Origin of the sequence: Xylanibacter ruminicola 23 (assembly GCF_000025925.1) — a bacterium.
GTDB classification, from domain to species: Bacteria; Bacteroidota; Bacteroidia; order Bacteroidales; family Bacteroidaceae; genus Prevotella; species Prevotella ruminicola.
This window is the reverse complement of record NC_014033.1, coordinates 975946-998823: the sequence shown is the minus strand read 5'-3', so window position 1 is coordinate 998823 and position 22878 is coordinate 975946. Positions and strand designations below refer to the sequence as shown.

The window sequence follows — 22878 nt, the reverse complement described above, 5'->3', positions numbered from 1 at the left end:
GGATATTTGTTCGTGCCATCTTTTTTTTGTACCTTTGCACTCGAAAAGAGTCAGACCAATGGAACAATTACTTAAGAAATTACTAACGGCTACAACGGCTACTATAGCTATGCTGTTGATTATCATCGCTTTATCGGCATGTAAGTTTGAACATCAAGCACCGAATGTTCAACCTCAGACTTATAGTGTGCCCCAAAAGGCAGCTGCCAACAACATACAACAAGCGCCTATAAAGGAGCAGATTTCGCACGAAGAGATGGAGGCGATGCGCCGACAGAACCAACAGCTGCAGCAGCGATCACGATTCACATCGGGTGGCGTGGTGATGATTCTGGGCATTATCGGTTTCCTGCTGTTCCTGTCGGCCAACAACCGTTGGCGCCACACCCTGGAGATAAAAAACCGACAGCTGGAGCGCGAACGTAACGTGGTGGTGGCACAAAACAAGCAGCTGTCTATCGAGCGCGACCGTGCCGAGGCGGCATCGAAAGCCAAAACGGCATTCCTGCAGAGCATGACACACGAGATACGCACGCCACTTAACGCCATCAGCGGTTTTACGCAGATACTTACCATGCCCGGCATGGAGCTGCCCGAACAGGACCGACAGGATTACAGCACGCGCATACAGGTGAACACCCGACTGCTGACAAACATTCTTGACGACCTGATACTGATATCGCACATGGAGGGCGACACCGAGCTGCCACCAGCCGAGGAGTGCATGCCACTGATGACGATGGCAGGTGCCGTAGATGCTATCGCAACGGTTGTAGAGAAGGGCGTAAAGGTAGACAGCCAATGTAACATCCCCGCCGAGGAGAAGGTGATGTGCCACCCACGATTGGTAGGCATCATCCTGGCCAAACTGTTAGACAATGCCGCCAAGTTTACCAAGCAGGGCAGCATCACACTGAGTCTGGACCACGAGGCCGACAAGATGCATTTTGCCGTAACCGATACCGGCTGCGGTATTCCAGCCGACAAGAGCGAGCTGATATTTGAGCGTTTCACCAAGCTGGATAGCTTTAGTCAGGGTGCCGGTCTCGGTCTGTCGATAGCCCGCATGGTGGCCCAGCACATGGGCGGCACGCTCACACTCGATACCACATACACCCAGGGCGCTAAGTTCGACCTGATTATCCCCTACATACCCAAAGCATGAAAGAAAAATTCTTCACCCTCTTAGGATTCTCTCAGCAGAGAGATAGTTTGAAGACCGAAATCATATCGGGCATCACCACGTTTGTCACCATGGTTTACATCCTGGCACTGATGCCGGTGATTTTTGCCCCCCTGAGCGAACAGGGATTCCCCATACAGTCGCTGTTTACCGCCACAGCCCTCTCGGCCATCGTAGGCACGCTGTTCATGGCGTTTATCGCCAAGCGCCCCTTCGGACTGGCTCCTGGACTGACACTGAACACCTTTTTTGTTGAGACGGTATGCCTGACCATGGGCTACTCGTGGCAGTTTGCACTGACGGCGGTACTGGTAGAGGGACTGCTGTTTGTGCTGATATGCGTAAGCAACCTGCGACAGATTATCTTCGAGATGGTGCCCACCACGCTGAAATATGCCTTTGCCACCGGTATAGGCTTCTTTGTAGCGATGATTGGTTTCAAGAACAGCGGCATCCTGGCCGAGGGTACCATCTTTAACCATATGGAGACGCTGACCACACCCACATCGCTGCTGTTCCTGCTGGGACTGCTGCTGACGGGACTGTTTACCGTGATGCACATCAAAGGCGGACTGCTGTTGAGCATCCTGATTGTAACCGTGGTAGGACTGCCCGCTGGCGTTACCATGATACCCGAAGAGCTGATTTCGATGCCCGCATCGCCACTACCACTGTTATGTCAGTTCGACTTTGAGTATCTGATGTGGCCCGACTTCTGGGTATGTGTAACAACGATGCTGTTTTTCGATGTGTTCGACACTCTGGGCACCGTGGTAGGTGTGATGGCCAGTGCGGGTATCATCCGTAAGAACGGACGAATTCCCCATATGCGTAGCATTATGCTGAGCGATGCCCTGGCCACCGTATCAGGTGCCTGCTTAGGTTGCAGTCCCGTAACCACGTTTGTTGAGAGCTCAACGGGTTTTGCCGAGGGCGGTCGCACTGGTGTATCGGCACTGGTAACAGCCCTGTGCTTTGCCGTCAGTCTGGTATTCTCGCCCATCTTCCTGGCCATCCCCACATCGGCCACAGCACCAGCCATGGTAGTAGCGGGATTCTTTATGTTTGCCGTGGTACGACACATCAAGGTAACGTTCTACCTCGAGTCGATGCCGGCGTTCCTCACCATCCTGCTCATGTCGATTACGGGCAGTATCTGTGACGGAATCCTGACAGGATTAATATCGTATATCATCCTGTCGTACACCTACGGGTACATGGCGAAGTTCAAGAAAGCAAAAAGAAATAGTCAATAATTCTTTTTCAAATCCACCCTTGCCCTCCTTAGTCTTAAGGAGGTTTTTTTATTTCACAACCCTCCAATTCTTCTTTTAATAACCACCATCTTTTTTCACAACCACCCAACCCTCCTTATCCTAAGGAGGGCTTTTCATTTTCTTTCTGTCACCAGAAAGAAAACCGAAACAAAAGAAAGAGTGCGAAAACGTCCTGAGCTCGGAGGCCGGAACACAAATTCTTCAAATCGCTCAATGAACTCGCTACGCTCAAACAGCATTTCGCATTTCGTTGCTCAGATTGCGTACCGCAATCCGAGACTCAATATCGATTCAAAGAATTTGCATTCCTCTAAAGACCTCCTCGTGCGGAATGTTTTCGAGTGATTTATCACGAGAAAGCATGAAGCACGAAGTGCGGTTACGAGCTCTGCTCGCTTCGCTTGTCGAAGAATGTTTTCGAACGTAGTGAGTAAACATGTAGCACGAAGTGCGGGGTATGGGGGCGAGCCCCCATTAAGCAATATATGGCGAATCCGAAGCGTAGCTGAGGACAAAGGCTCGAGAGCCATACCAAAACTTTGACGGAGAGGGTTTTCCCTCGTAGTCAACTAAGTCCTTGCCAAAGATTGGCGAGGATTTAGGAGTGGTTTGAGGCCCTCCTTAGGATAAGGAGGGTTGGGTGGTTGTGAAGAAAAAAGAGTGGTTGTGAAAAAAGAAGGTAATGGTTATTGAAGGAAAATTGGAAAATGGATTTAAAAAAGGAAGAACGTTAGATGTTCTTCCTTTTTATTGCTAGCATGGTGAGATCATCACTTTGCTCGGCATCGCCGACAAACTGATGCACAGCCCGCGCCATGCGCTCAACAACCGATTGAGCCGAAACGGGTTCGCCATCAGCCGATGCCGTTCCGTCGGTCAACAGCTGCTGGGCCACTTCGAAGATGCGGGCCTCGGTAAACAGCTGATGCTGGATGTTCTCGGCTTCGGTAAGTCCGTCGGTATACAGGAATATCAGCGTGTCGGTATCGATATCCGTTTCCTGCGACTCGAAGTCGAAACCAGGCATTACACCTACAGGCAGGTTCGACTTACAATCCAACAGCTGGTGCGACTTCTCCTTCAGGTTCACCAGCAACGGAGCATCATGACCACCATTACAGTATTGCAAATGACCGTTTCTCAAATCGAGCGAACCGATGAACAGGGTGACGAACATGTTCGAGTCGTTCTGGTCGGACAGCGCCTCGTTCATCTGATGCATGATCCCACTAGGCTCTTCGAGGTGCGACGACACGATGCGGAACAGCGTGCGCGATACCGCCATTACCAGTGATGCCGGCACACCCTTACCCGACACGTCGCCGATAACAAAGAACAGCTTCTCGTCGCGGATATAGAAATCGAACAGGTCGCCGCCCACGGCCTTGGCGGGGGTCAGACTGCCGAAGATGTCGATATCCTGGCGGTCGGGATAAGGCGGATATATCTTGGGCAGCATCGACATCTGGATGTCGCTCGCCACCTTCAGCTCGCCTTCGATACGTCCCTTCTGGGCATTCACCGTCTTCAACTCCTCGATCTGCTGTTTCAGCGACGTCTGCATCATGGCAAACGAGTCGTGCAGCTGCTTCATCTCGTCGTGCGTACGTATCACCGGCAGCGAGGCGTTCAGGTTACCCTTGGCGATATTGTCGGCCGAGTGTGCAAACAAGGCCAGCGGACGGGTAGCACGCTTGAGGATGCTGCGACAGATGATGAACAGCACCAGTAAGCCAAGCAGCATGACGCCCACGATGATGGTGGCATACTTGAAGGAACGGTTGGTAATCAGGTTGTTGGGGATGACCGTAGCCATCGACCAGCCTGTACGTTCTATCGGACTGTAGCTGACGATGAAATCGGTGCCGTCGCGATTGATGGTGCGCATGCCGCTCTTACCGTCGATCATCTCGTAGCCTATCAGGTTGTCGATACTGTCGTTGTATTTCATCGAGTGGTTGAAATACGTATCGTTCAGAATGCGTTCGCGCATGGGGTGGGCGATATAGGTGCCACCCTTGCCGATGATATACGAGTAGGCGTAGTGATAGAAGAAATCGCTGTCGTTCTCCAATTCGGCCTGCAGTTCAGCTTCGCTATTGATATTCAGCTCCAGGGCTTTATTGTTGAAATCGATATCGCTCTTACGGAGCAGGTCGGAAACCCACTCAAGCGATATGTCGGCCGTGATGATGGCATACAGGGTGCCCTTCTTGTCGTAGAGCGGGTGCGAGAAGGTGGTCATCATCTGCTCGCCGCCACCGCGATCGTAGTAAGGCTCGCTCCAGTAGTTCTTCTTCAGCAGTTTGGGTATCTGATACCAGTCCATATAGTGGTACTCGTAGTCGGACGTACCCAGCTGTTTGGTTTGGATATTGTTGTCGACGCTCCTGTAGGCATAAGGCGAGAACTGCTCGCCCTTCTCCTTGTAGTAGTAGGGTTCGAACGCCACTGTTGAGCCCACGATATAAGGATTGATTTCGAGCAATCGGCGCACGATGCGATACATATCGTCGGGTTTGTCCAGCGATAGCTCCACCTCGGGGATGGTGTTGTAAACGGCCACTTCTACAGCATGCATCACGGTGTTGATACGCTGGTTAGTGATCTCCATGCGGCTCTTGGCATTCTCGGTTGAGCCTAACAGCACACCCTTGGCACCAAAGTAGGTAACCAGATAGGTGATGATGACGAACACCACCAGCACCGTTAACATGATCCACATGGTGATGCGGGCGTAGAGGGTCCGGAAAGGTTTGATATAACTGTTGTACTTCATGGTTCGGTGATTTGTTTGTAAGTGATAGGTTTAGTTATCTCGCCGCCTTGCAGCAGAATGCTGTTGGCCTGGTTCAGACCTTCGGACTCAAGCTTATAGGTGCGTTTGCCGGTTCTGGGACTTACCAGCAGGCGCAGGCACTCTTTCAGCATCCACTTCTGTGCGTCCTCATTGCCCGAAATGCCTGCCTGTCGCATGTACAGCATCACGATATCCAGCGTTTCCTTGGGATGACTGATGGCATACTCCCAACCGCGCTTCGAGGCCTTCACAAACTTATCTACTTCGGCCTTGTGCTTGGTGAAGTACTCCCTGGTAACATAGACGCCGTCCTCGGGCACGTTGCAACCGATGTCGCGCATGTATATAATCTGATTCCTCTTCAGGCGCTGTCCGGCCATAATCAGCTGGTAATACTCGTTGTAGTTCATGGCCAGCGTAGCATCGATGGCCCCCGAGACATACAGGTTGGTGTGAGAGATAAACGGTATCCACTCGATGTTAACCTTCTCGCGGCGTGCCAGGGCAATGGGCAGCTTGGAGATGCCCGACTTAAAGCAGCCCACACGCTTGCGATCGAGACTCTTCAGACCTCGCAGGGGCTTGTGTGATACTATCATCTCGCCGCTCTGCTGAAAGCACTGCATCACGTTAATCAGCTCGTCGCCTTTATCAATCATATCGAGTGCCGACACCAGATGCAGGGCCACATAATGACTCTCGCCGCTCTTCAGACGGTTAAGACTGGTGTTCGAAGCCGACGGATGCTTGATAATCACATCCAGTCCCTCGTCCCTGAAGAATCCAAGGGCATCAGCCACGTAGAACCCGGCAAACTGTGCCTGGGCTGTCCACGTAGGTGTGAACACCAACTGTTTTTGTGCTTGTATGCTGCAAGTGCCAATAAGGCTTAGCAGTAAGGTATAGATAAATCGTTTCATCGGTAATACTTATATATTTTGCTGCAAATATACAAATTATTTTAAATATAATGAAAATTTATGGTGTTTTTTTAAATAACCTTGTCGTTTTCATTTTCAATTCCTCCAATACCATCTACCTTTCTTCACAACCCTCCCAGCCACGAGTCTGTCCTTTTCTTTGGCGCAAAGAAAAGAACTAAAAGAAACATCCACCTTCCCCAAGCCCCTCCCTATATGGAGGGGATGTAGTTGACTACGAGGGAAGACCCTCTCCGTCAAAGTTTTGGTATGGCTCTCGAGCCTTTGCCCAAAATTGGGTTGACTACGTCACCCTTACAGGTTGACTTCGTCGACCCAATTCTGGGTTCGCCATATATTGCTTTGTTCGCTTCGCTCACGCTACCGCCATAATCGTACGGGTTTTTAGGGGCAGAGCCCCTATTAAAAAACAATCACGCCAGGGCTTTGATGCCCTGAGCGTACCTTAATGAAAGAGCGACAGGAGGAGCGGTTAAGCCCCTTGCCAAAGATTGGCGAGGGGTTTGGGGAGTGGTTTGAGATCCTCCTTAAGATAAGGAGGACTAAGGAGGTTGGGACGAGTGCAGGGTGAACCCTGCACTGGGGTACGGGGGTATCCCCCGGCAGGTGAAACCTGCAAAAATAGGCGCACCGCATTACCGGGATGCAAAAAAAAGAAATGGATTTAAAAAAGGAAGAACACTGATGTTCTTCCTTTGGATCTTGAAGTTACTGGATGCCGCGCTCGCGGAGCTGCTGCTGCCAGCGCCATGCGGTGCGCAGAATCTCCTCGGTAGGCGTCTCGGCCTTCCAGCCAAGTACCTTGTTGGCCTTGTCGACATTACCCCAAACCTGCTCGATATCGCCCTCGCGACGTGGAGCGTAGGTCCAGTTAACCTTTACGCCAGTGGCCTTCTCGAAGCCCTCTACAACCTCGAGGGTTGAAAGACCCTTACCGGTACCGATGTTGAATACCTCGACAGCCTCGCACTCTGGCTTATCAAGCACGCGCTCCATAGCCTTTACGTGAGCCTTAGCCAGGTCAACTACATAGATATAGTCGCGGATACAGGTCTTATCAGGTGTGTTGTAGTCGTTACCGAAGATCTTCAGCTGCTCGCGGATACCCATGGCAGTCTGTGTAACGAAAGGAATGAGGTTCATGGGCACACCGTTAGGCAGCTCGCCGATGAGTGCTGATGGGTGGGCACCGATGGGGTTGAAGTAACGCAGGATAATGCTCTTGATAGGTGCACCAGAGTGGATGTAATCCTGGATAATCTCTTCGTTTACCTGCTTGGTGTTGCCGTAAGGACTCATAGCCTTCTGGATAGGAGCGTTCTCGGTAACAGGCAGGTTCTCGGGTGAAGGCTGACCGTAAACGGTGCAGCTTGATGAGAAGATGATACCCTTGACATCGTACTTAGGCATGAGCTCCAGCAGGTTGATGAGCGATGTGAGGTTATTGCGATAGTACATCAGTGGCTTCTCAACGCTCTCACCCACAGCCTTCGAGGCTGCAAAGTGGATGATACCCTCGATCTTGGGGTACTTCTTAAACACGCCTTCGAGAGCCTCCATGTCGCAGCAGTCAACCTTCTCAAAAGCAGGACGAATGCCGGTAATCTTCTCGATACCATCCACTACATTTGCGTTTGAGTTCGACAGGTTGTCGATGATAACAACTTCGTAGCCTGCTTCCTGCAGCTCTACAGTGGTGTGACTGCCGATAAAACCGGTTCCACCAGTAACAAGGATTGTTTGTTTCATAATGTTTTAAATTATATTGATATAGTTGTAATAAATGTTCCCTCTTGAGCGAACTCATCGAGATTAAGCGGCTGCTTTGACAGGGCAAACAGGGTAGAGCCCGAACCCGACATGGCAGCATAGGTGGCACCCAGCTGATACAGGCGATCCTTAACGGCACCTAACTCGGGATGCACAGCAAACACGCTGTCCTCGAAATCGTTAGTTAGTTTGCCACGCCACTCTTCAACGGGCAACTGTACTACCTCTTTACAGTTAAACTCGGGGTAGTGGGGTTTTATGAGCGCGAAGGCCTCGCGGGTAGAAACCGGAATGTCTGGTCGAACCAACGAGAGATACCAGCCTGATAATGAGAGCTGTATGGGCTGCAGTTTTTCGCCGATACCCTCGGCATAGCAAGGCTTGTTGAGGATAAAGAAGGCGCAGTCGGCACCCAGACGGGCGGCATACTGTATCATCTGCTCATCGCTCAGCCCTAGGTTAAACATCTTGTTAAGCAGCGTAATCATAAAGCCGCAATCGCTCGATCCGCCACCCATACCAGCCTGCGTGGGGATACCTTTATACAGGTGCGCGTGCACGCGAGGCATATCAGGAAAATCCTGCTTCAACAGGTTGTAGGCACGAACTACCAGGTTGCGCTGCTCGTCGCCATCGATATGGATGTTCGACACCTTCAGGTCGCAATCATACTGCGAGGGGAACTCGGCGCCCATCTCCTGCACATCGAGCGCATCGAGCAGGGGCACGGGGAAGAACACCGTCTGCAGGTTGTGATAACCATCAGCACGCTTCTCGACAACGTTCAGACCGAGATTGATCTTTGCTATAGGAAATGTTATCATTAAAGATTAAAGATTAAACATTAAACATTATTTTTAGGGGCTTTGGGCTTACCTTGTGGTTTGCCTTGGCCTTGGGGTTTGCCTTGGCCCTGCTTGCCTTGGCCCTTGCCTTTGCCAGTGCCGTGGCCTTTGCCACCACCTCCGTGACCGCCGTGGCCCTTGGAGTGCCAGCGACCGTTGCGGCGACTGGTAGGTTTCTTTTCGCGTTTCTTATATTCGGGAGCCTCGCCCAAACCTTCGGGCAGGGGCAGCTTCTCAACTTCCTTACCTAAGAAGTGCTCGATGCTTTGGAAGCGGTACATGTCATCGTCGCTCACAAAAGTGATGGCCTCGCCATCGCGATCGGCACGGGCGGTACGACCGATACGGTGTACGTAATCCTCGCTATCAGAAGGCACATCGTAGTTGATAACCAGTCGGATATCGTCGATATCGATACCACGGGCCACAATATCGGTAGCCACCAGCACATCGGTCTGTCCGGCCTTAAAACGATACATAGCCTCATCGCGCTCGGCCTGCGAGAGGTCGGAGTGCATCTGGTCGCAGTTAATGTGCATCGACTTCAGTTTGCGGGTAACCTCCTTTACACGCTCCTTCTTACCTGAGAAGATGATGACGCGCTGCAGGTCGCCTTTCTTAAAGATGTCCTGAATAATCTTCAGCTTCTGTGGCTCATAGCACACGTAAGCCATCTGGTGAATCTTCTCGGCGGGCTTTGATACGGCAATCTGTATCTCAACGGGGTTGTGCAGCAGCTGTACGGCCAGCTCACGTATCTTCTTTGGCATGGTGGCCGAGAACATGATGCGCTGACAGCTGGCAGGCAACTCCTTTACAATCTTCATGATATCCTCGATAAAGCCCATATCCAGCATGCGGTCGGCCTCATCGAGCACAAAGAACGAGCAACGAGAGAGGTCGAGATTACCCACCTTGAGGTGACTGAGCAATCGGCCTGGTGTGGCAATCAGCACATCGGCACCCATACGCATCGAGCGCAGCTCCTGATCGTAGCGGTTACCATCGTTACCACCGTAAACAGCCACGCTGCTCACATCATCGAGGTAATAACCAAAGCCCTGCATGGCCTGATCGATCTGCTGTGCCAGCTCGCGGGTTGGCGACATGATGACGGCGTTGATGGCATCCTTGGGATAGTCGCCATCGTCGAGTTCTGAAAGGATTGGCAGCAGGTAGGCTGCGGTTTTTCCGGTACCAGTCTGGGCCACACCCAGCACATCGTATCCATCCAAAATCTCAGGTATACACTGCTCCTGGATGGGTGTCATATCTTCGAAGTGCATGTCGTACAGCGCATCGAGAATATTATCGTTCAAATATGTTTCTTCAAATTTCATTAATTAGGGGCTTGTCTGTAGCAGAAGTATGCTATGATTACATATAATAAGTTAGGTATCCATGCAGCCAACAGCGCAGGCGTGTCGGCATTGATGGCAAAGGTGGCACTGATAGTCTGCAGCAGGATGTAACCGAACGACAGGGCCAGACCTATACCCAGGTACATACCCATGCCGCCCTTACGCTTGCGACTTGACAGCGACACACCAATCATGGTGAGGATAAACGATGCAAACGAGGTGGCTATGCGCTTGTGGTACTCAACCTCGTACTGCACCACGTTAACCGATCCGCGCTCAACCTGCTTCGAGATATAATCGCTCAGCTCGGTAGAGGTAAGGGTTTCCTGCTGTCCTTTCGAGAACACCAGGTCCATAGGCTCCATCTGTATCAGGGTATCGATAACGGCACCCGATTCGATCTCCTCGCGCAGGCCCTTCAGCGTACGTATCTTATAGCTCTGAGCCTTCCAGTGGTAACGGCTGTCGCTGATAGAATCGTAGCGGATAACCGAAGCCGTCATGTGGCTCACCAGCTTCTTGTTCTCGAACTTATCGAGCGAGAAACCGTAACCCGTCTTGGTCACATCGTCGTACTGCTGCAGATAGGCAATCACACCCGGCTGCACCATCAGCTGCACGTTGCTGGCCGAAAGGTTACGCTCCTTGTTCTTGTACTTGGCCTCGAAATCCATCTTAACCTGGTTGCCCTTAGGAATCACATAGCCACCCAGATAAAAGTTAACGGCAGCAATCAATGCCGCCGATATCATATAAGGGCGCAGCAGGCGCTTAAAGCTTACACCGGCTGCCAGCATGGCTATAATCTCGCTATTGCCCGCCAGCTTACTGGTAAAGAAGATGACGGCAATAAACACAAACAACGGTGAGAACAGGTTAGCGAAGTAGGGCACAAAGTTGGCGTAGTAATCAAATACAATCGCCTTGAGCGGTGCGTTATAGGTAGAGAACTTAGCCAGGTTCTCGTTCACATCAAACACTATCGAGATAGAGATGATGAGGATAATCGAGAAGATGTAAGTACCAATAAACTTGGCTATGATGTAGCGGTCGAGCCTTTTAAGGTATCTGAACGGATTCAGCACCTTCAGGCATCTCAGGCATTTAAGCCAGCGCAGCCATCGCAGCCAATGTTTTATCTTACGAAATGCTTCTTTCATCGTCTTCTTCCTAATTGATCGATAACCGAACGTTTCCACTGTACAAAGTCGCCTGCAATGATGTGCTGTCGGGCGTCGCCCACCAAGCGCAGATAGAATGCCAGGTTATGAATCGAGGCTATCTGCATGGCCAGCAGCTCCTGGGCCTTGAACAGGTGGTGCAGGTAGGCCTTGCTATGTATGCGGTCGATCTCGCAGCCATCGGGATCGATAGGCGAGAAATCGTTCTCCCATTTCTTGTTACGCATGTTCATCGTACCCTCGTAAGTAAAGAGCATGGCATTACGACCGTTACGGGTAGGCATTACGCAGTCGAACATATCCACACCGCGCTCGATACCCTCCAGGATGTTCTGAGGTGTACCAACACCCATCAGGTAACGTGGACGATCCTTAGGCAGAATCTCGTTAACCACCTCGATCATCTCGTACATCACCTCGGTAGGCTCGCCCACGGCCAGTCCACCAATCGAGGCACCACCGCCGTCGTTCAGCTTGGCCAGCACATCGCACACGTGCTTGGCAGCATCCTGGCGCAGATCCTTATAGGTACAGCCCTGTACAATGGGGAACAACGTCTGGTTGTAGCCATACAGGGGCTCGGTTTCGTTAAAACGCTTTACGCAGCGCTCCAGCCATCGCTGGGTGAGTCGCAAGCTGTTCTCGGCATACTTATAGTCGCTCTGTCCCGGTGGGCACTCGTCGAACGCCATCATGATATCGGCACCAATCACACGCTCGGTGTCCATCACGTTCTCGGGGGTAAAAATATGCTTCGAACCATCGATATGACTACGGAACTCACAACCTTCCTCACGAAGCTTACGAATGCCTGTCAATGAAAACACCTGGAAACCACCCGAATCGGTAAGGATAGGGCGATCCCAAGTATTAAACTTATGCAAACCGCCAGCCTGGCGCAGAATGTCGAGACCGGGACGCAGATACAGGTGATAGGTGTTACCAAGGATAATCTGTGCCTTAACCTGCTCGCGCAGTTCGCTAAAGTGCACACCCTTTACGCTACCTACTGTGCCCACAGGCATGAAGATAGGGGTCTGGATCTGTCCGTGATCGGTGGTAATCAATCCCGCACGGGCGTCGCTGGCTGCATCGGTATGTTGTACTTCAAACTTCATTTATTTCTTTTCTTTTTCTTCGGGAATGGTGAAATCAAGCGGATTCTTTACAACCTCATCGGTGAGGGCAAAATCCCATACATCCTGCACGTTCTCCACATAGTGGAAGTTAACGCCCTTCAGGTACATATCAGGAATCTCCAGGATATCCTTCTCGTTCTCCTGACACATCACAATATCGGTGATACCGGCACGCTTAGCGGCCAGAATCTTCTCCTTAATACCACCTACGGGCAGCACTTTTCCGCGCAGGGTAATCTCACCGGTCATAGCGGTGTTCTTACGCACCTTACGCTGGGTGAGGGCAGAGGCGATAGAAGTGGCGATGGTGATACCTGCCGAAGGACCGTCCTTAGGTGTAGCACCCTCGGGTACATGGATGTGGATGTTCCAGTTGTCGAACACACGGTAGTCGATGTTGAGCGTCTCGGCATGGGCCTTTACGTACTCAACAGCCAGGATGGCCGACTCCTTCATCACATCGCCCAGGTTACCGGTAAGTGTGAGCTTAGAGCCCTTGCCCTTTGAGAGCGAGGTTTCGATAAACAGAATCTCGCCGCCAACCGCAGTCCAGGCCAGACCAGTTACCACACCGGCATAATCGTTGCCCTGGTAGATATCGCGATAGAAAGGTGGCTTGCCAAGCAGTCCCTCCAGCTCGTTGGGGGTAATCTTCTTGTACTCGGCACCGTCCTCAATCTGGCGCTTGAAGGCAATCTTACGCAGGGCCTTGTTAATCTGCTTCTCGAGCTGGCGCACACCGCTCTCACGGGTATAACGCTCAATAATCATCTCGATGGCAGCCTTATTGAACGAAGGCTTCAGGCTTGAATTGATATTCAAACCGGTATTATCCAGCTCGCGTGGTATCAAGTGACGCTTTGCGATTTCAATCTTTTCCTCTGTAATATAACCACTTACATCGATAACCTCCATACGGTCGAGTAGGGGACGAGGAATAGTGCTCAGGTTGTTGGCTGTTGCGATGAACAGCACCTTTGAGAGGTCGTAATCCACATCCAGATAGTTATCGTGGAAGGCATTGTTCTGCTCAGGATCGAGCACCTCGAGCAGGGCCGATGCAGGGTCGCCATTATGGGTATTCTGTGTTACCTTGTCGATCTCGTCGAGAATAAACACGGGGTTGCTAGAGCCAGCCTTCTGGATGCTCTTGATGATACGTCCGGGCATGGCGCCGATGTAGGTACGACGGTGACCGCGAATCTCAGCCTCGTCGTGTACACCACCAAGCGAAACACGTACGTACTTACGCTTCATGGCAGCGGCAATCGACTTACCCAGCGATGTCTTACCAACGCCTGGAGGGCCATAGAGGCACAGGATAGGCGATTTCAGATCGCCACGCAGGGCCAGCACAGCCATATACTCAAGGATACGCTCCTTAACCTTCTCCATACCATAGTGGTCCTTATCCAGAATACGCTTGGCACGCTTCAGGTTCAGGTCGTCAACGGTATATTCGCCCCAAGGCAGGTTTACCAGCGTCTGCAGGTAAGTAAGCTGCACGTTATACTCAGGACTCTGTGGATTCAGGTTATCCAGCTTATCGCACTCCTTACGAAAATACTTGGCCATCTCGTACTTCCACATCTTGTAGCGGCCTTTGGTAAGCAGTTCGTGCTTCTCAGGCGACTCACCGTTACCCATCTCGGCCTGCATATTCTTAATCTGCTGCTGCAGGAAGTAGTTACGCTGCTGTTCGTCGATATCCTCACGGGTCTTGTTACGGATATCAGCCTTCAGGTTCTGCAGGTTAATCTCGCGGTTCAGCATCTTCATGGTGGTAAACAGGCGCTCCTTTACGAGACCGATTTCCAGCAGTTTCTGCTTCTCCTTGTAGTTGAACGGCATGTTGGTGCATACAAAGTTGAGCATCATCACCGTGTTCGAGATATTCTTGATAGCAAAGCTGGCCTCGTCGGGGATCTCATCCGAGACCGTAACGTATTTGCTAACCATATCGCGAAGATCGGCCACAGCCGTATTAAACTCACGATCCTTTGGATCGGGCAGATCCTCCTCGAGTGCAGTTACATCACCCTCAAGATAAGGCGAGGTAGATACAATCTCGTTCAGCTCCAAACGTCCCAGACCCTGCAGAATGGCGGTAATATTGCCATTGGGTAGAGTGAGGAGCTTCATCACCTTGGCATAAACACCCACCTCATACAGGTCGTGCTTATCGGGATAGTCCACATCAGGATCGCGCTGGGCTACAACGCCAATTATCAAACCTTTCTTCTCAGCTTTTTCAACCAAAGCTTTGCTGGTCTGACGACCAATAAGAATCGGCGTTACCACACCGGGGAACAGAACCATATTGCGCAAAGCCAGAATGGGCACACGGTCGGGCGTGTGAACATTCAAAAAATCCTTCAAATCTCCATCTACATCAGCAATCATCTGAAATGCTGAATTGTTATTCTGATTACTCATTTTCAAATTTATTAAATCGGGGTGCAAAGTTACTAATAAAAATTAAGAAATACGTACGAAAGGGGCAAGAATTAACAAATTATTAGTAACTTTGCCGCGATTATGGCAAAAAACAGCTTTCAATTCAAACAATTCACTGTTTATCAGGACCGTTGCGCCATGAAGGTGGGTACTGATGGCACACTGCTGGGCGCATGGGCAAATGCACCCGTTGCAGCAGCACGTATTCTTGACATTGGAACGGGCACCGGACTGGTAGCCCTGATGATGGCTCAGCGCTTTCCCGAGGCGCAGGTTACAGGCATTGACATCGACGAAGATGCCGCCCAGCAAGCCCAGGAAAATGTAGTAGGTTCTCCATTTTCCGACCGGATTATGATAAATAGAGAAGATGCTACAAAAATAGACGACAAAGCAGGGTATGATGCCATCGTGTGCAATCCGCCATATTTCGTTGATTCTCTCACGTGTCCGCAGGATCAGCGCACACTGGCCCGTCACGCTGTAAGTTTAACGTACGAAAGCTTAATGCACGCTGCCAGCAAACTGCTGAAACCAAACGGCATTCTGTCGCTGGTTATTCCTGCCGACAATCAGGATAACGTAGAGTCTGCCGCAGCTTTCGAGGGATTATTCCTAACTAGAATCTGTCTGATTAAAACTACGCCCAATAAACTCCCGAAACGTCATCTGGTAGAATTCAGAAAGCATCCCGTAGAACAAGTTAATTTCGAGGAGCAAGTATTAGAATCATGCCCAGGTCAGCGCAGCGATTGGTATCATAATCTTACTAAGGATTTCTACATCAAATAATCTAACAATGCTTCAAAACTTCGATATTTTGAACCAACCTGACCATTGGTTCGAAATATCGCAGAAATAAAGCGCCATTTCGTGCCCTAAATCATCTTTCAAATAAGGCGCCTCATTTCAGGCACCAAACATTCGGCATCCAATTCTGGTTCCCAATCCCTCCACTAAACCCCTATTTATCATAATGCCGATTCTCGTAAAATAAAGAAAGTCCCCACAAACGTGAGGACTATCGCCTTATTTCTTGGAATAAATCTCTTAGAATGGCAGATCGTCAGACGAACCCTCGCTAGCGGGCTCCTGTGCTGGTGGGAATGGCGATGTAGCTGCTGAAGGAGCTGCTGCTACAGGAGCACCGGCTACAGGCTGCTGACCACGAATAACGCTGTAAGCACGTACATCGTTATACCAACGACCGTTATATTCGCGAGCATCAATATCAAACTGGATGGTAAGCTCGTCACCATTCTGGATATTGAACTGATTGATTTTGTCCTCACCAAATACGTTAAATACGCAACGCTTAGGATACTGACCAGGAACCTCCAAAACGTACTCCTGAGTCTTCCATGAATTGCCTGTACGGGCCGAAACACCTCCGCGGGCTTCCATTACCGCAATGATTTTACCTGTTAATTCCATTATCTTTTTTGTTTTATTTTGTTGAATTTATCGTTTTCAGAGTGCGAAATTACTAAAAATAGTTTGAATAACGCACATTTCTGCTCTTTTTTTTGCTCATTACAACTTTTTTTTGTAATTTTGTAACCAATAATATAATATGTAGAATAATAAAATAACTATAAACTATGCGTTTTACATTATCAAGCACAGCACTGAGCTCTAAGCTCGTTGCACTCTCGAGAGTGATTAACAGTAAAAATGCTCTACCCATCCTGGGTGACTTTTTATTCGAGATCGAAAACAATGTTCTGCATCTGACTGCATCAGATTCAGAGAACGTGATGAAGACACAGCTGGAGCTGACCGAAAGCGATGGCAACTTCCGCTTTGCTATCGGCAACCACGACCTGCTTGAGGCCGTAAAAGGCTTCTCTGAGCAGCCCATCACATTCGACGTGGATCTGGAGCAGAATCTGGTAAAGATCACTTACCAAAACGGTTTGTTCTCTCTGCCTGTCGACAACGCCGACGAATTCCCTGTGGCACAGCCAGTTAGCGACTTTGCTAAGAGCATCGTTCTGCCTAATGCCATCCTGGCCGAGAATATCAACCGCAGCATCTTTGCTACCGCTCAGGACGAGCTTCGCCCTGTAATGAACGGTATCTACTTCGATCTTACTCCCGATCACCTGGCAGTAGTTGCTTCTGACGGGCACAAGCTGGTTCGCAACAAGATATTCACCATTAAGAGCGAGGAGCCATCGGCATTTATCCTGCCTAAGAAGCCCGCTAACCTGCTGAAGAACCTGCTGGGTAAAGATGGTGGCGATGTTACTATCCGCTTCGACGAGCGCAACGCCGAGGTTAACTACGGCGATGGTGTGCTGCTGTGCCGCCTGATCGAGGGTCGCTACCCCAACTATAACTCAGTAATCCCACAGAACAATCCTAACGAGGTTCGTCTGGATCGTCTGTCATTGCTGGCTGCCCTGCGCCGCGTACAGCCATTTGCTAACGATTCGAGCAATCTGGTACGCTTCCACGTTGAAGGCTCTACATTCCAGCTGGATGCTGAGGACTACGACTTCTCGAAGACCGCTACAGAGCGCATGACCTGTGAGTATAACGGTACACCAATGAGCATTGGTTTCAAGGGTAACGCCTTTATCGAGATCCTGGGCAACATCGAGTGTTCTGACGTGATTATCCAGTTGGCCGACTCAAGTCGTGCCGGTTTGGTTCTGCCTTCAGAGCAGCCTGAGAATCAGGAGGTTGTGATGCTGATGATGCCTATGCTTATTAACGACTAAAAAGCGGGAGAAGTAAAGGTGAAACTGAATTTAACTAAACCTCTGGTAATATTTGATCTGGAAACTACGGGCCTTGACTTGGTTAAGGACCGTATTATCCAGATCTCGTATATAAAAGTATATCCCGACGGACACGAAGAGCGTGGCAACGAGTTGGTAAACCCCGAAAAGCCCATCGAGCCGATGATTACCCAGCTTACGGGTATCTCGAACGACGATGTAAAGGATAAGCCCACATTCAAGCAGTTGGGCGCCGTGCTGGCCGAGAAGTTTACTGGCTGCGACTTTGCGGGCTTTAACTCAAACCACTTTGATATTCCCCTACTCGCTGAGGAATTCCTGCGTGCTGGCGTAGATTTTGATTTCAGCAAGTGCAAGATGATCGACGCACAGACCATCTTCCATAAGATGGAGCGCCGTAATCTGGCTGCTGCCTACAAGTTCTACTGCGGACGCAAGATGGAGGAAGACTTCGAAGCACACCGTGCCGACCAGGATACCGAAGCCACCTACCGTGTGCTGATGGGCGAGCTGGACAAGTATGCACCAGGTGCTAACGAGGATCCCGAGAAGGTGCTTGAGAACGATATGAACAAGTTGGCCGAATTCTCACGTGTAAACAACAACGTGGATTTTGCCGGTCGTATCGTTTGGGGCGAGATGAAGGACCGCAACGGTAACACCCTACTCGACGAACAGGGCAACCCACGCCTCACCGAGGTGTTCAACTTCGGTAAGCACAAGGGCATTCCTGTAGCCGACGTGCTGCATATCGACCCAGGCTACTACAGCTGGATTCTGTCGGGCGACTTCACGTATAACACCAAGCAAATACTTACAAGAATTCGTCTTCGCGAGTCAAAACTTAACGGATGATCAGGAATACTTGTTTAACCATACTAGCACTACTTGCAGTTCTTGGCGTACATGCCCAAGAGCTGCAAGTTAAGGTTAGTGTGAACCACAGTCAGATACAAGGCACCGATAACAGCGTGTTTGAGAACCTGCAGCAAACCATCGAGCAGTTTATGAACGAGCGCGCATGGACCGACCTGCAGTTTCAGAAAAACGAACGTATCCAGTGCAACCTGAACCTGACCGTAAACAAGTATCTTCGCGATGAGAACCGCTTTGAGTGTACCGCCCTTATACAAGCCAACCGCCCTGTCTTTAATGCAGCCTATAACACTACATTATATAATAATAGGGATGCCAACTTTAACTTCGTGTTCCAGCAGTTCGACCAGTTGAGCTTTGCCGAAGAGAACATCGACAACCAACTGACCGCTCTCCTAGCCTACTACGCCCTGCTGATGATTGGTTTAGATCTCGACAGCTTTGCGCCCATGGGTGGAACCGATGTGCTGCAGCGCTGCCTGGTGCTGGTAAACAACGCTCAGAACCTGGGCTTTACGGGTTGGAAATCGTTCGAGGACAACCGCAACCGCTTTGCCGTTATCAACGACTATATGGACGAAGGCATGAAGCCCTTCCGCCAGTTGCAATACGATTATTATCGCAAGGGGCTGGACGAGATGACCAATAACGCCGAACGTGGCCGAACAGAAATATCGGCAGCACTCGAGAACGACCTGAAGCAGGCCCACGAAAACAAACCGCTGAGTTTGTTGCCGCAGACATGGACCGACTACAAGAAAGATGAGCTGGCCAATATCTACAAAGGTAAAGGTACACAAAAAGAGAAACAACGTATCTACGATATTCTGATGGGATTGAATGCATCCCAGAACAATAGTTGGGAAGCCATCAAACAATAACTGTCAAATCGTAAATTGTCAAATAGTAAAATAAGGCTATGCTTAAGCATTTATATATCAAGAACTTTACGCTGATCGACGAGCTGGACATCTCGCTCTACGAAGGTTTCTCGGTGATTACCGGTGAGACCGGAGCCGGAAAGAGTATTATCCTGGGCGCCATCGCCTTGCTATTAGGACAGCGTGCCGACTCGAAGACCATCAAACAGGGAGCCGAGAAATGTGTGATTGAGGCGCATTTTGATTTGTCGCGTTACAACATGCAGGCTTTCTTTGATGAGAACGATATCGAGTACGATGCCGACGACTGTATCATCCGTCGCGAACTGACAGCAGCCGGTAAGAGTCGTGCGTTTATCAACGACACGCCCGTGGCACTCTCGATGCTCAAGGAGTTAGGCGACCAGCTGATGGATGTTCACTCGCAGCACCAGAACCTGTTGCTTAACAAGCAAGACTTCCAGTTAGAGGTGGTAGATATCATTGCCGACGATGCCGCCCAGTTGACCAAATACCAGCAGACATACACTGCTTATCAGGCTGCCGAAAAGGAACTGGCAGAGCTGCAGGCAGCTATCGAGCGTAACCGCGAGAACCGCGATTTCCTGCAGTTCCAGTATGAGGAGCTGGAGAATGCGCACCTGGTTGAAGGCGAGCAGGAAGAGTTGGAACAGCGCAGCGACACGATGGAGCACTCCGAGGATATCAAGAGCGCCCTCTATACCACCGACAATGCCCTATCGGCCGATCAGAACGGTGTGATAGAACAGTTGCGCTCGTCGCTCTCGGCCTTACGCAGCATCGAGGCTGTTTATCCCGAGGTGGGCGATTTGATTCAGCGTATCGACAGCAGTTATATCGATCTGAAGGATGTGGCTCACGAAATCAGCAGCCTGTTAGAGTCGGTTGATTTCGATCCTGCCGAACTGGATCAGGTTAACAACCGCTTGGACCGCATCTACGAGTTAGAGAAGAAATACCACGTTGACGCTATCGAGGCGCTGATTGAGAAACGCGAAATGTTGCACCAGCAGCTGCAGGCCATCGAGAACGGCGACGAATCGCTCGACGAGGTAAAGGCACGCGTCAGCCAGTTGGAAGCCCAGGCCCGTAAGGAGGCCGAGGCACTTACCAAACTGCGCACCAAGGCTGTCAAGAAGATTGAGGACGAGATGCAGAAGCGCCTGGTACCACTGGGTATGCCACACGTAAGGTTCAGCATCCAACTTACCACTATCGAGCTGGGCGTAAATGGTTGCGACAGGGTTTCGTTTCTGTTCAGCGCCAACACATCTACCCCACTCCAGCCTGTCTCTCAGGTGGCTTCGGGTGGTGAGATTGCCCGTGTGATGCTGTCGCTCAAGGCGATGATCAGCGGTGCCGTGAAGCTGCCAACAATCATCTTCGACGAGATTGATACCGGTGTGAGCGGAAAGACTGCCGAGATGATGGCCCAGATTATGAAAGAGATGGGCGGTCATGGTCGCCAGGTTATCAGCATTACACACCTGCCACAGATTGCAGCCTTAGGTTCGGTACATTATAAGGTTGAGAAGAACGAGACCGCCAATGGTACCACCAGTAAGATGCGCCAGCTTGATGCCGACGAACGTATACGCGAGATTGCTCAGATGCTGAGTGGTAGCGACGTATCGGAAGCAGCGATACAGAATGCGAAAGCACTGCTTGGACATTAAACATTAAACATTAAACATTAAAGATTAAACATTAAAGATTAAACATTAAACATTAGATATGAAAAAGAAAGTTTTATTGATATTACTGGCGGTGATGCCATTGCTGGCAGGTGCTCAGCCTAGCTGGGTAAAGAAAGCCACCAAGTCGGTATTCACCCTGAAAACCTTTGCCGCTGACGGTTCGCTCATCGGCAGCAGTAACGGTTTCTTTACCAGCGCCAATGGCGACGCAGTCAGTAACTACACCCCATTCAAGGGTGCCACAAGAGCTGTAGTGATTGATGCTGCCGGTAAAGAAATGCCCGTAGTAAGCATCGTAGGTGTAAACGATATGTACGATGTAGTAAAGTTCCGTGTAAGCGGTAAAACCCAGCCTCTGGCCATCAGCAGCGCTTCGGCCACTGTAGGCAGTCAGGCTTGGCTGTTGCCTTATCACGAGGTAAAGAACGTGCCAGCAGGTACCGTTCGTAAGGCTGAAACCTTCCAGGGCGAGTACGATTACTATACCGTAGCACTCACCATGCCCGCCAACACCGTTAGCTGTCCGCTGATTAACCAGATGGGCGAAGTAATCGGTATGATGCAGCAGCCCGCTACCGATAAGGATACTCTCAACTATGCCGTAAGCGCCCGCTTTGCCGATTCGCTGAAGATTTCGGGCTTTGGTATGAACGAGGCTAGTCTGCAGGAGACCAAGATTAAGAAGGAGCTGCCCGATAACATCAAGGAGGCTGTTCTGGCACTCTACATGGCCCAGACACAGCAGGATTCTGCCGCTTATGCAGCCCTGATCGAGGACTTTATCCATAAGTTCCCCAACGCTGCCGACGGATATATGTATCGCGCGCAGCTTGAGGCTGGTGCCAACGATTTTGCCGCTGCCGACCGCGATATGGAGATGGCCATCAAGAACGCTCAGCAGAAGGATGATGCGCATTACAACTATGCCCGACTGATCTACAACAAGAATATTTTCCAGACTGACGTGCCTTACGATAAGTGGACACTGGACAAGGCACTCGAAGAGGTTCGTACCGCCAACGCCGTTAACCCACAGCTGATGTATCGTCAGACTGAGGCTAATATCCTGTTTGCCCAGAAGAAATATGCCGAGGCCTACGATATCTACAACGAGCTCTCGAGCACCAACATGAAGAGTGCCGAGCTGTACTTCAGCGCTGCCCGTTGCAAGGAGATGCTGAAGGATACCACCTCGATGCTGGCTCTGATGGATAGCGCTATGAACATGTACAGCAAACCCTATCTGAAAGAGGCCGCTCCTTATCTGTGGTCGCGTGCCCAAGCCCGTTTGCAGGCAAAGAAGTTCCGCGAGGCTATCGCCGATATGAACGATTACGAGGAGCTGATGAAGGCCAACGTCAACGATAACTTCTACTACATCCGTCACCAGGCCGAAATCGAAGGTCGTTTGTATCAGCAGGCACTCAACGATATCACCCGCGCCATCGTAATGAATCCTAAGGAGACACTTTATTACGCCGAGAAGGCATCGCTCGAAATCCGTGTGGGTCTTTACGACAATGCGATTGCCACCGCCAAGGAGAGCCTGAGCGTTGATGCTAACGACAGCGACGGTTACCTGTTCTTAGGTGTGGCCCAGTGCCTGAAGGGCAACAAGAAAGAGGGAATACAAAACCTGCAGAAAGCCAAGGAAATGGGCAATCTGCAGGCAGATAACTTGATTGAGAAATACAAATAACCG

At 50.5% G+C, this 22878-nt stretch carries 16 protein-coding genes and 1 pseudogene; 8 read left to right on the top strand and 9 right to left on the bottom strand.

Annotated features, from left to right (window positions below; all coding sequences use genetic code 11):
- Positions 1 to 58 precede the first annotated feature (58 nt).
- Both PRU_RS04335 and PRU_RS04330 read left to right on the top strand, forming a co-directional pair.
- Positions 59 to 1165 carry a sensor histidine kinase gene (locus PRU_RS04335; protein ID WP_049769078.1) on the top strand — a complete coding sequence of 369 codons (1107 nt, stop codon included), beginning with the start codon at positions 59 to 61 and terminating at the stop codon, positions 1163 to 1165.
- Positions 1162 to 2439, top strand: coding sequence for an NCS2 family permease (locus tag PRU_RS04330; protein WP_013065683.1), 1278 nt, complete (start codon positions 1162 to 1164; stop codon positions 2437 to 2439). Before PRU_RS04335 ends, PRU_RS04330 begins: the two co-directional genes overlap by 4 nt.
- 751 nt (positions 2440 to 3190) lie before the next feature.
- Here the strand turns inward: PRU_RS04330 and PRU_RS04325 are convergent.
- From PRU_RS04325 to lon, 8 genes and pseudogenes are all read right to left on the bottom strand, one after another.
- A complete protein-coding gene (locus tag PRU_RS04325) occupies positions 3191 to 5239 on the bottom strand; it encodes a SpoIIE family protein phosphatase (RefSeq protein ID WP_013063287.1) in 2049 nt (682 codons plus the stop codon).
- Positions 5236 to 6180: an ABC transporter substrate-binding protein gene (locus PRU_RS04320; RefSeq protein WP_013063916.1), complete on the bottom strand. Its 945-nt coding sequence runs from the start codon at positions 6178 to 6180 to the stop codon at positions 5236 to 5238. The genes PRU_RS04325 and PRU_RS04320 overlap by 4 nt, the downstream gene beginning before the upstream one ends.
- Before the next feature lie 729 nt (positions 6181 to 6909).
- On the bottom strand, positions 6910 to 7950 hold the full coding sequence (gene galE, locus PRU_RS04315; protein WP_013063716.1) for a UDP-glucose 4-epimerase GalE: 1041 nt from the start codon (positions 7948 to 7950) through the stop codon (positions 6910 to 6912).
- Positions 7951 to 7961: 11 nt separating this feature from the next.
- The gene (gene ispE, locus PRU_RS04310) at positions 7962 to 8795 is read right to left on the bottom strand and encodes a 4-(cytidine 5'-diphospho)-2-C-methyl-D-erythritol kinase (RefSeq protein ID WP_013064711.1); all 834 of its coding nucleotides are present in this window, start codon (positions 8793 to 8795) and stop codon (positions 7962 to 7964) included.
- A gap of 206 nt (positions 8796 to 9001) precedes the next feature.
- Positions 9002 to 10156, bottom strand: a pseudogene (locus PRU_RS04305) (DEAD/DEAH box helicase); the annotation flags it as partial.
- Positions 10156 to 11337, bottom strand: coding sequence for an LptF/LptG family permease (locus tag PRU_RS04300; protein ID WP_013063248.1), 1182 nt, complete (start codon positions 11335 to 11337; stop codon positions 10156 to 10158). The pseudogene PRU_RS04305 and the gene PRU_RS04300, both read right to left, overlap by 1 nt.
- Positions 11334 to 12476: a tRNA guanosine(34) transglycosylase Tgt gene (tgt, locus tag PRU_RS04295; RefSeq protein WP_013065073.1), complete on the bottom strand. Its 1143-nt coding sequence runs from the start codon at positions 12474 to 12476 to the stop codon at positions 11334 to 11336. Before tgt ends, PRU_RS04300 begins: the two co-directional genes overlap by 4 nt.
- Positions 12477 to 14933, bottom strand: coding sequence for an endopeptidase La (gene lon / locus PRU_RS04290; RefSeq protein WP_041385662.1), 2457 nt, complete (start codon positions 14931 to 14933; stop codon positions 12477 to 12479). It lies immediately after the preceding gene.
- A gap of 102 nt (positions 14934 to 15035) precedes the next feature.
- Here lon and PRU_RS04285 point away from each other — a divergent pair, with 102 nt between their 5' ends.
- Complete coding sequence (locus PRU_RS04285; protein WP_013063371.1) at positions 15036 to 15746, top strand: tRNA1(Val) (adenine(37)-N6)-methyltransferase; 711 nt, start codon at positions 15036 to 15038, stop codon at positions 15744 to 15746.
- A gap of 258 nt (positions 15747 to 16004) precedes the next feature.
- On the opposite strand, the gene PRU_RS04280 is transcribed toward PRU_RS04285, so the two are convergent.
- Entirely contained in the window at positions 16005 to 16388 is a 384-nt protein-coding gene (locus tag PRU_RS04280) for a DUF3127 domain-containing protein (RefSeq protein WP_013065082.1), read from the bottom strand.
- Positions 16389 to 16555: 167 nt separating this feature from the next.
- Between PRU_RS04280 and dnaN the strand changes: the two genes are divergently transcribed.
- The 5 genes from dnaN to PRU_RS04255 are packed head-to-tail and all read left to right on the top strand — an operon-like array spanning position 16556 to position 22875.
- The gene (gene dnaN, locus PRU_RS04275; protein ID WP_013064994.1) at positions 16556 to 17680 is read left to right on the top strand and encodes a DNA polymerase III subunit beta; all 1125 of its coding nucleotides are present in this window, start codon (positions 16556 to 16558) and stop codon (positions 17678 to 17680) included.
- 18 nt (positions 17681 to 17698) lie between these two features.
- Positions 17699 to 18556, top strand: a complete 858-nt coding sequence (locus PRU_RS04270; protein ID WP_013063885.1) for a 3'-5' exonuclease — start codon at positions 17699 to 17701, stop codon at positions 18554 to 18556.
- A complete protein-coding gene (porD, locus tag PRU_RS04265; protein WP_013063128.1) occupies positions 18553 to 19458 on the top strand; it encodes a type IX secretion system protein PorD in 906 nt (301 codons plus the stop codon). Before PRU_RS04270 ends, porD begins: the two co-directional genes overlap by 4 nt.
- Before the next feature lie 38 nt (positions 19459 to 19496).
- Entirely contained in the window at positions 19497 to 21155 is a 1659-nt protein-coding gene (gene recN, locus PRU_RS04260) for a DNA repair protein RecN (RefSeq protein WP_013064507.1), read from the top strand.
- 58 nt (positions 21156 to 21213) lie between these two features.
- Positions 21214 to 22875, top strand: coding sequence for a serine protease (locus tag PRU_RS04255; RefSeq protein ID WP_013064960.1), 1662 nt, complete (start codon positions 21214 to 21216; stop codon positions 22873 to 22875).
- Positions 22876 to 22878 lie beyond the last annotated feature (3 nt).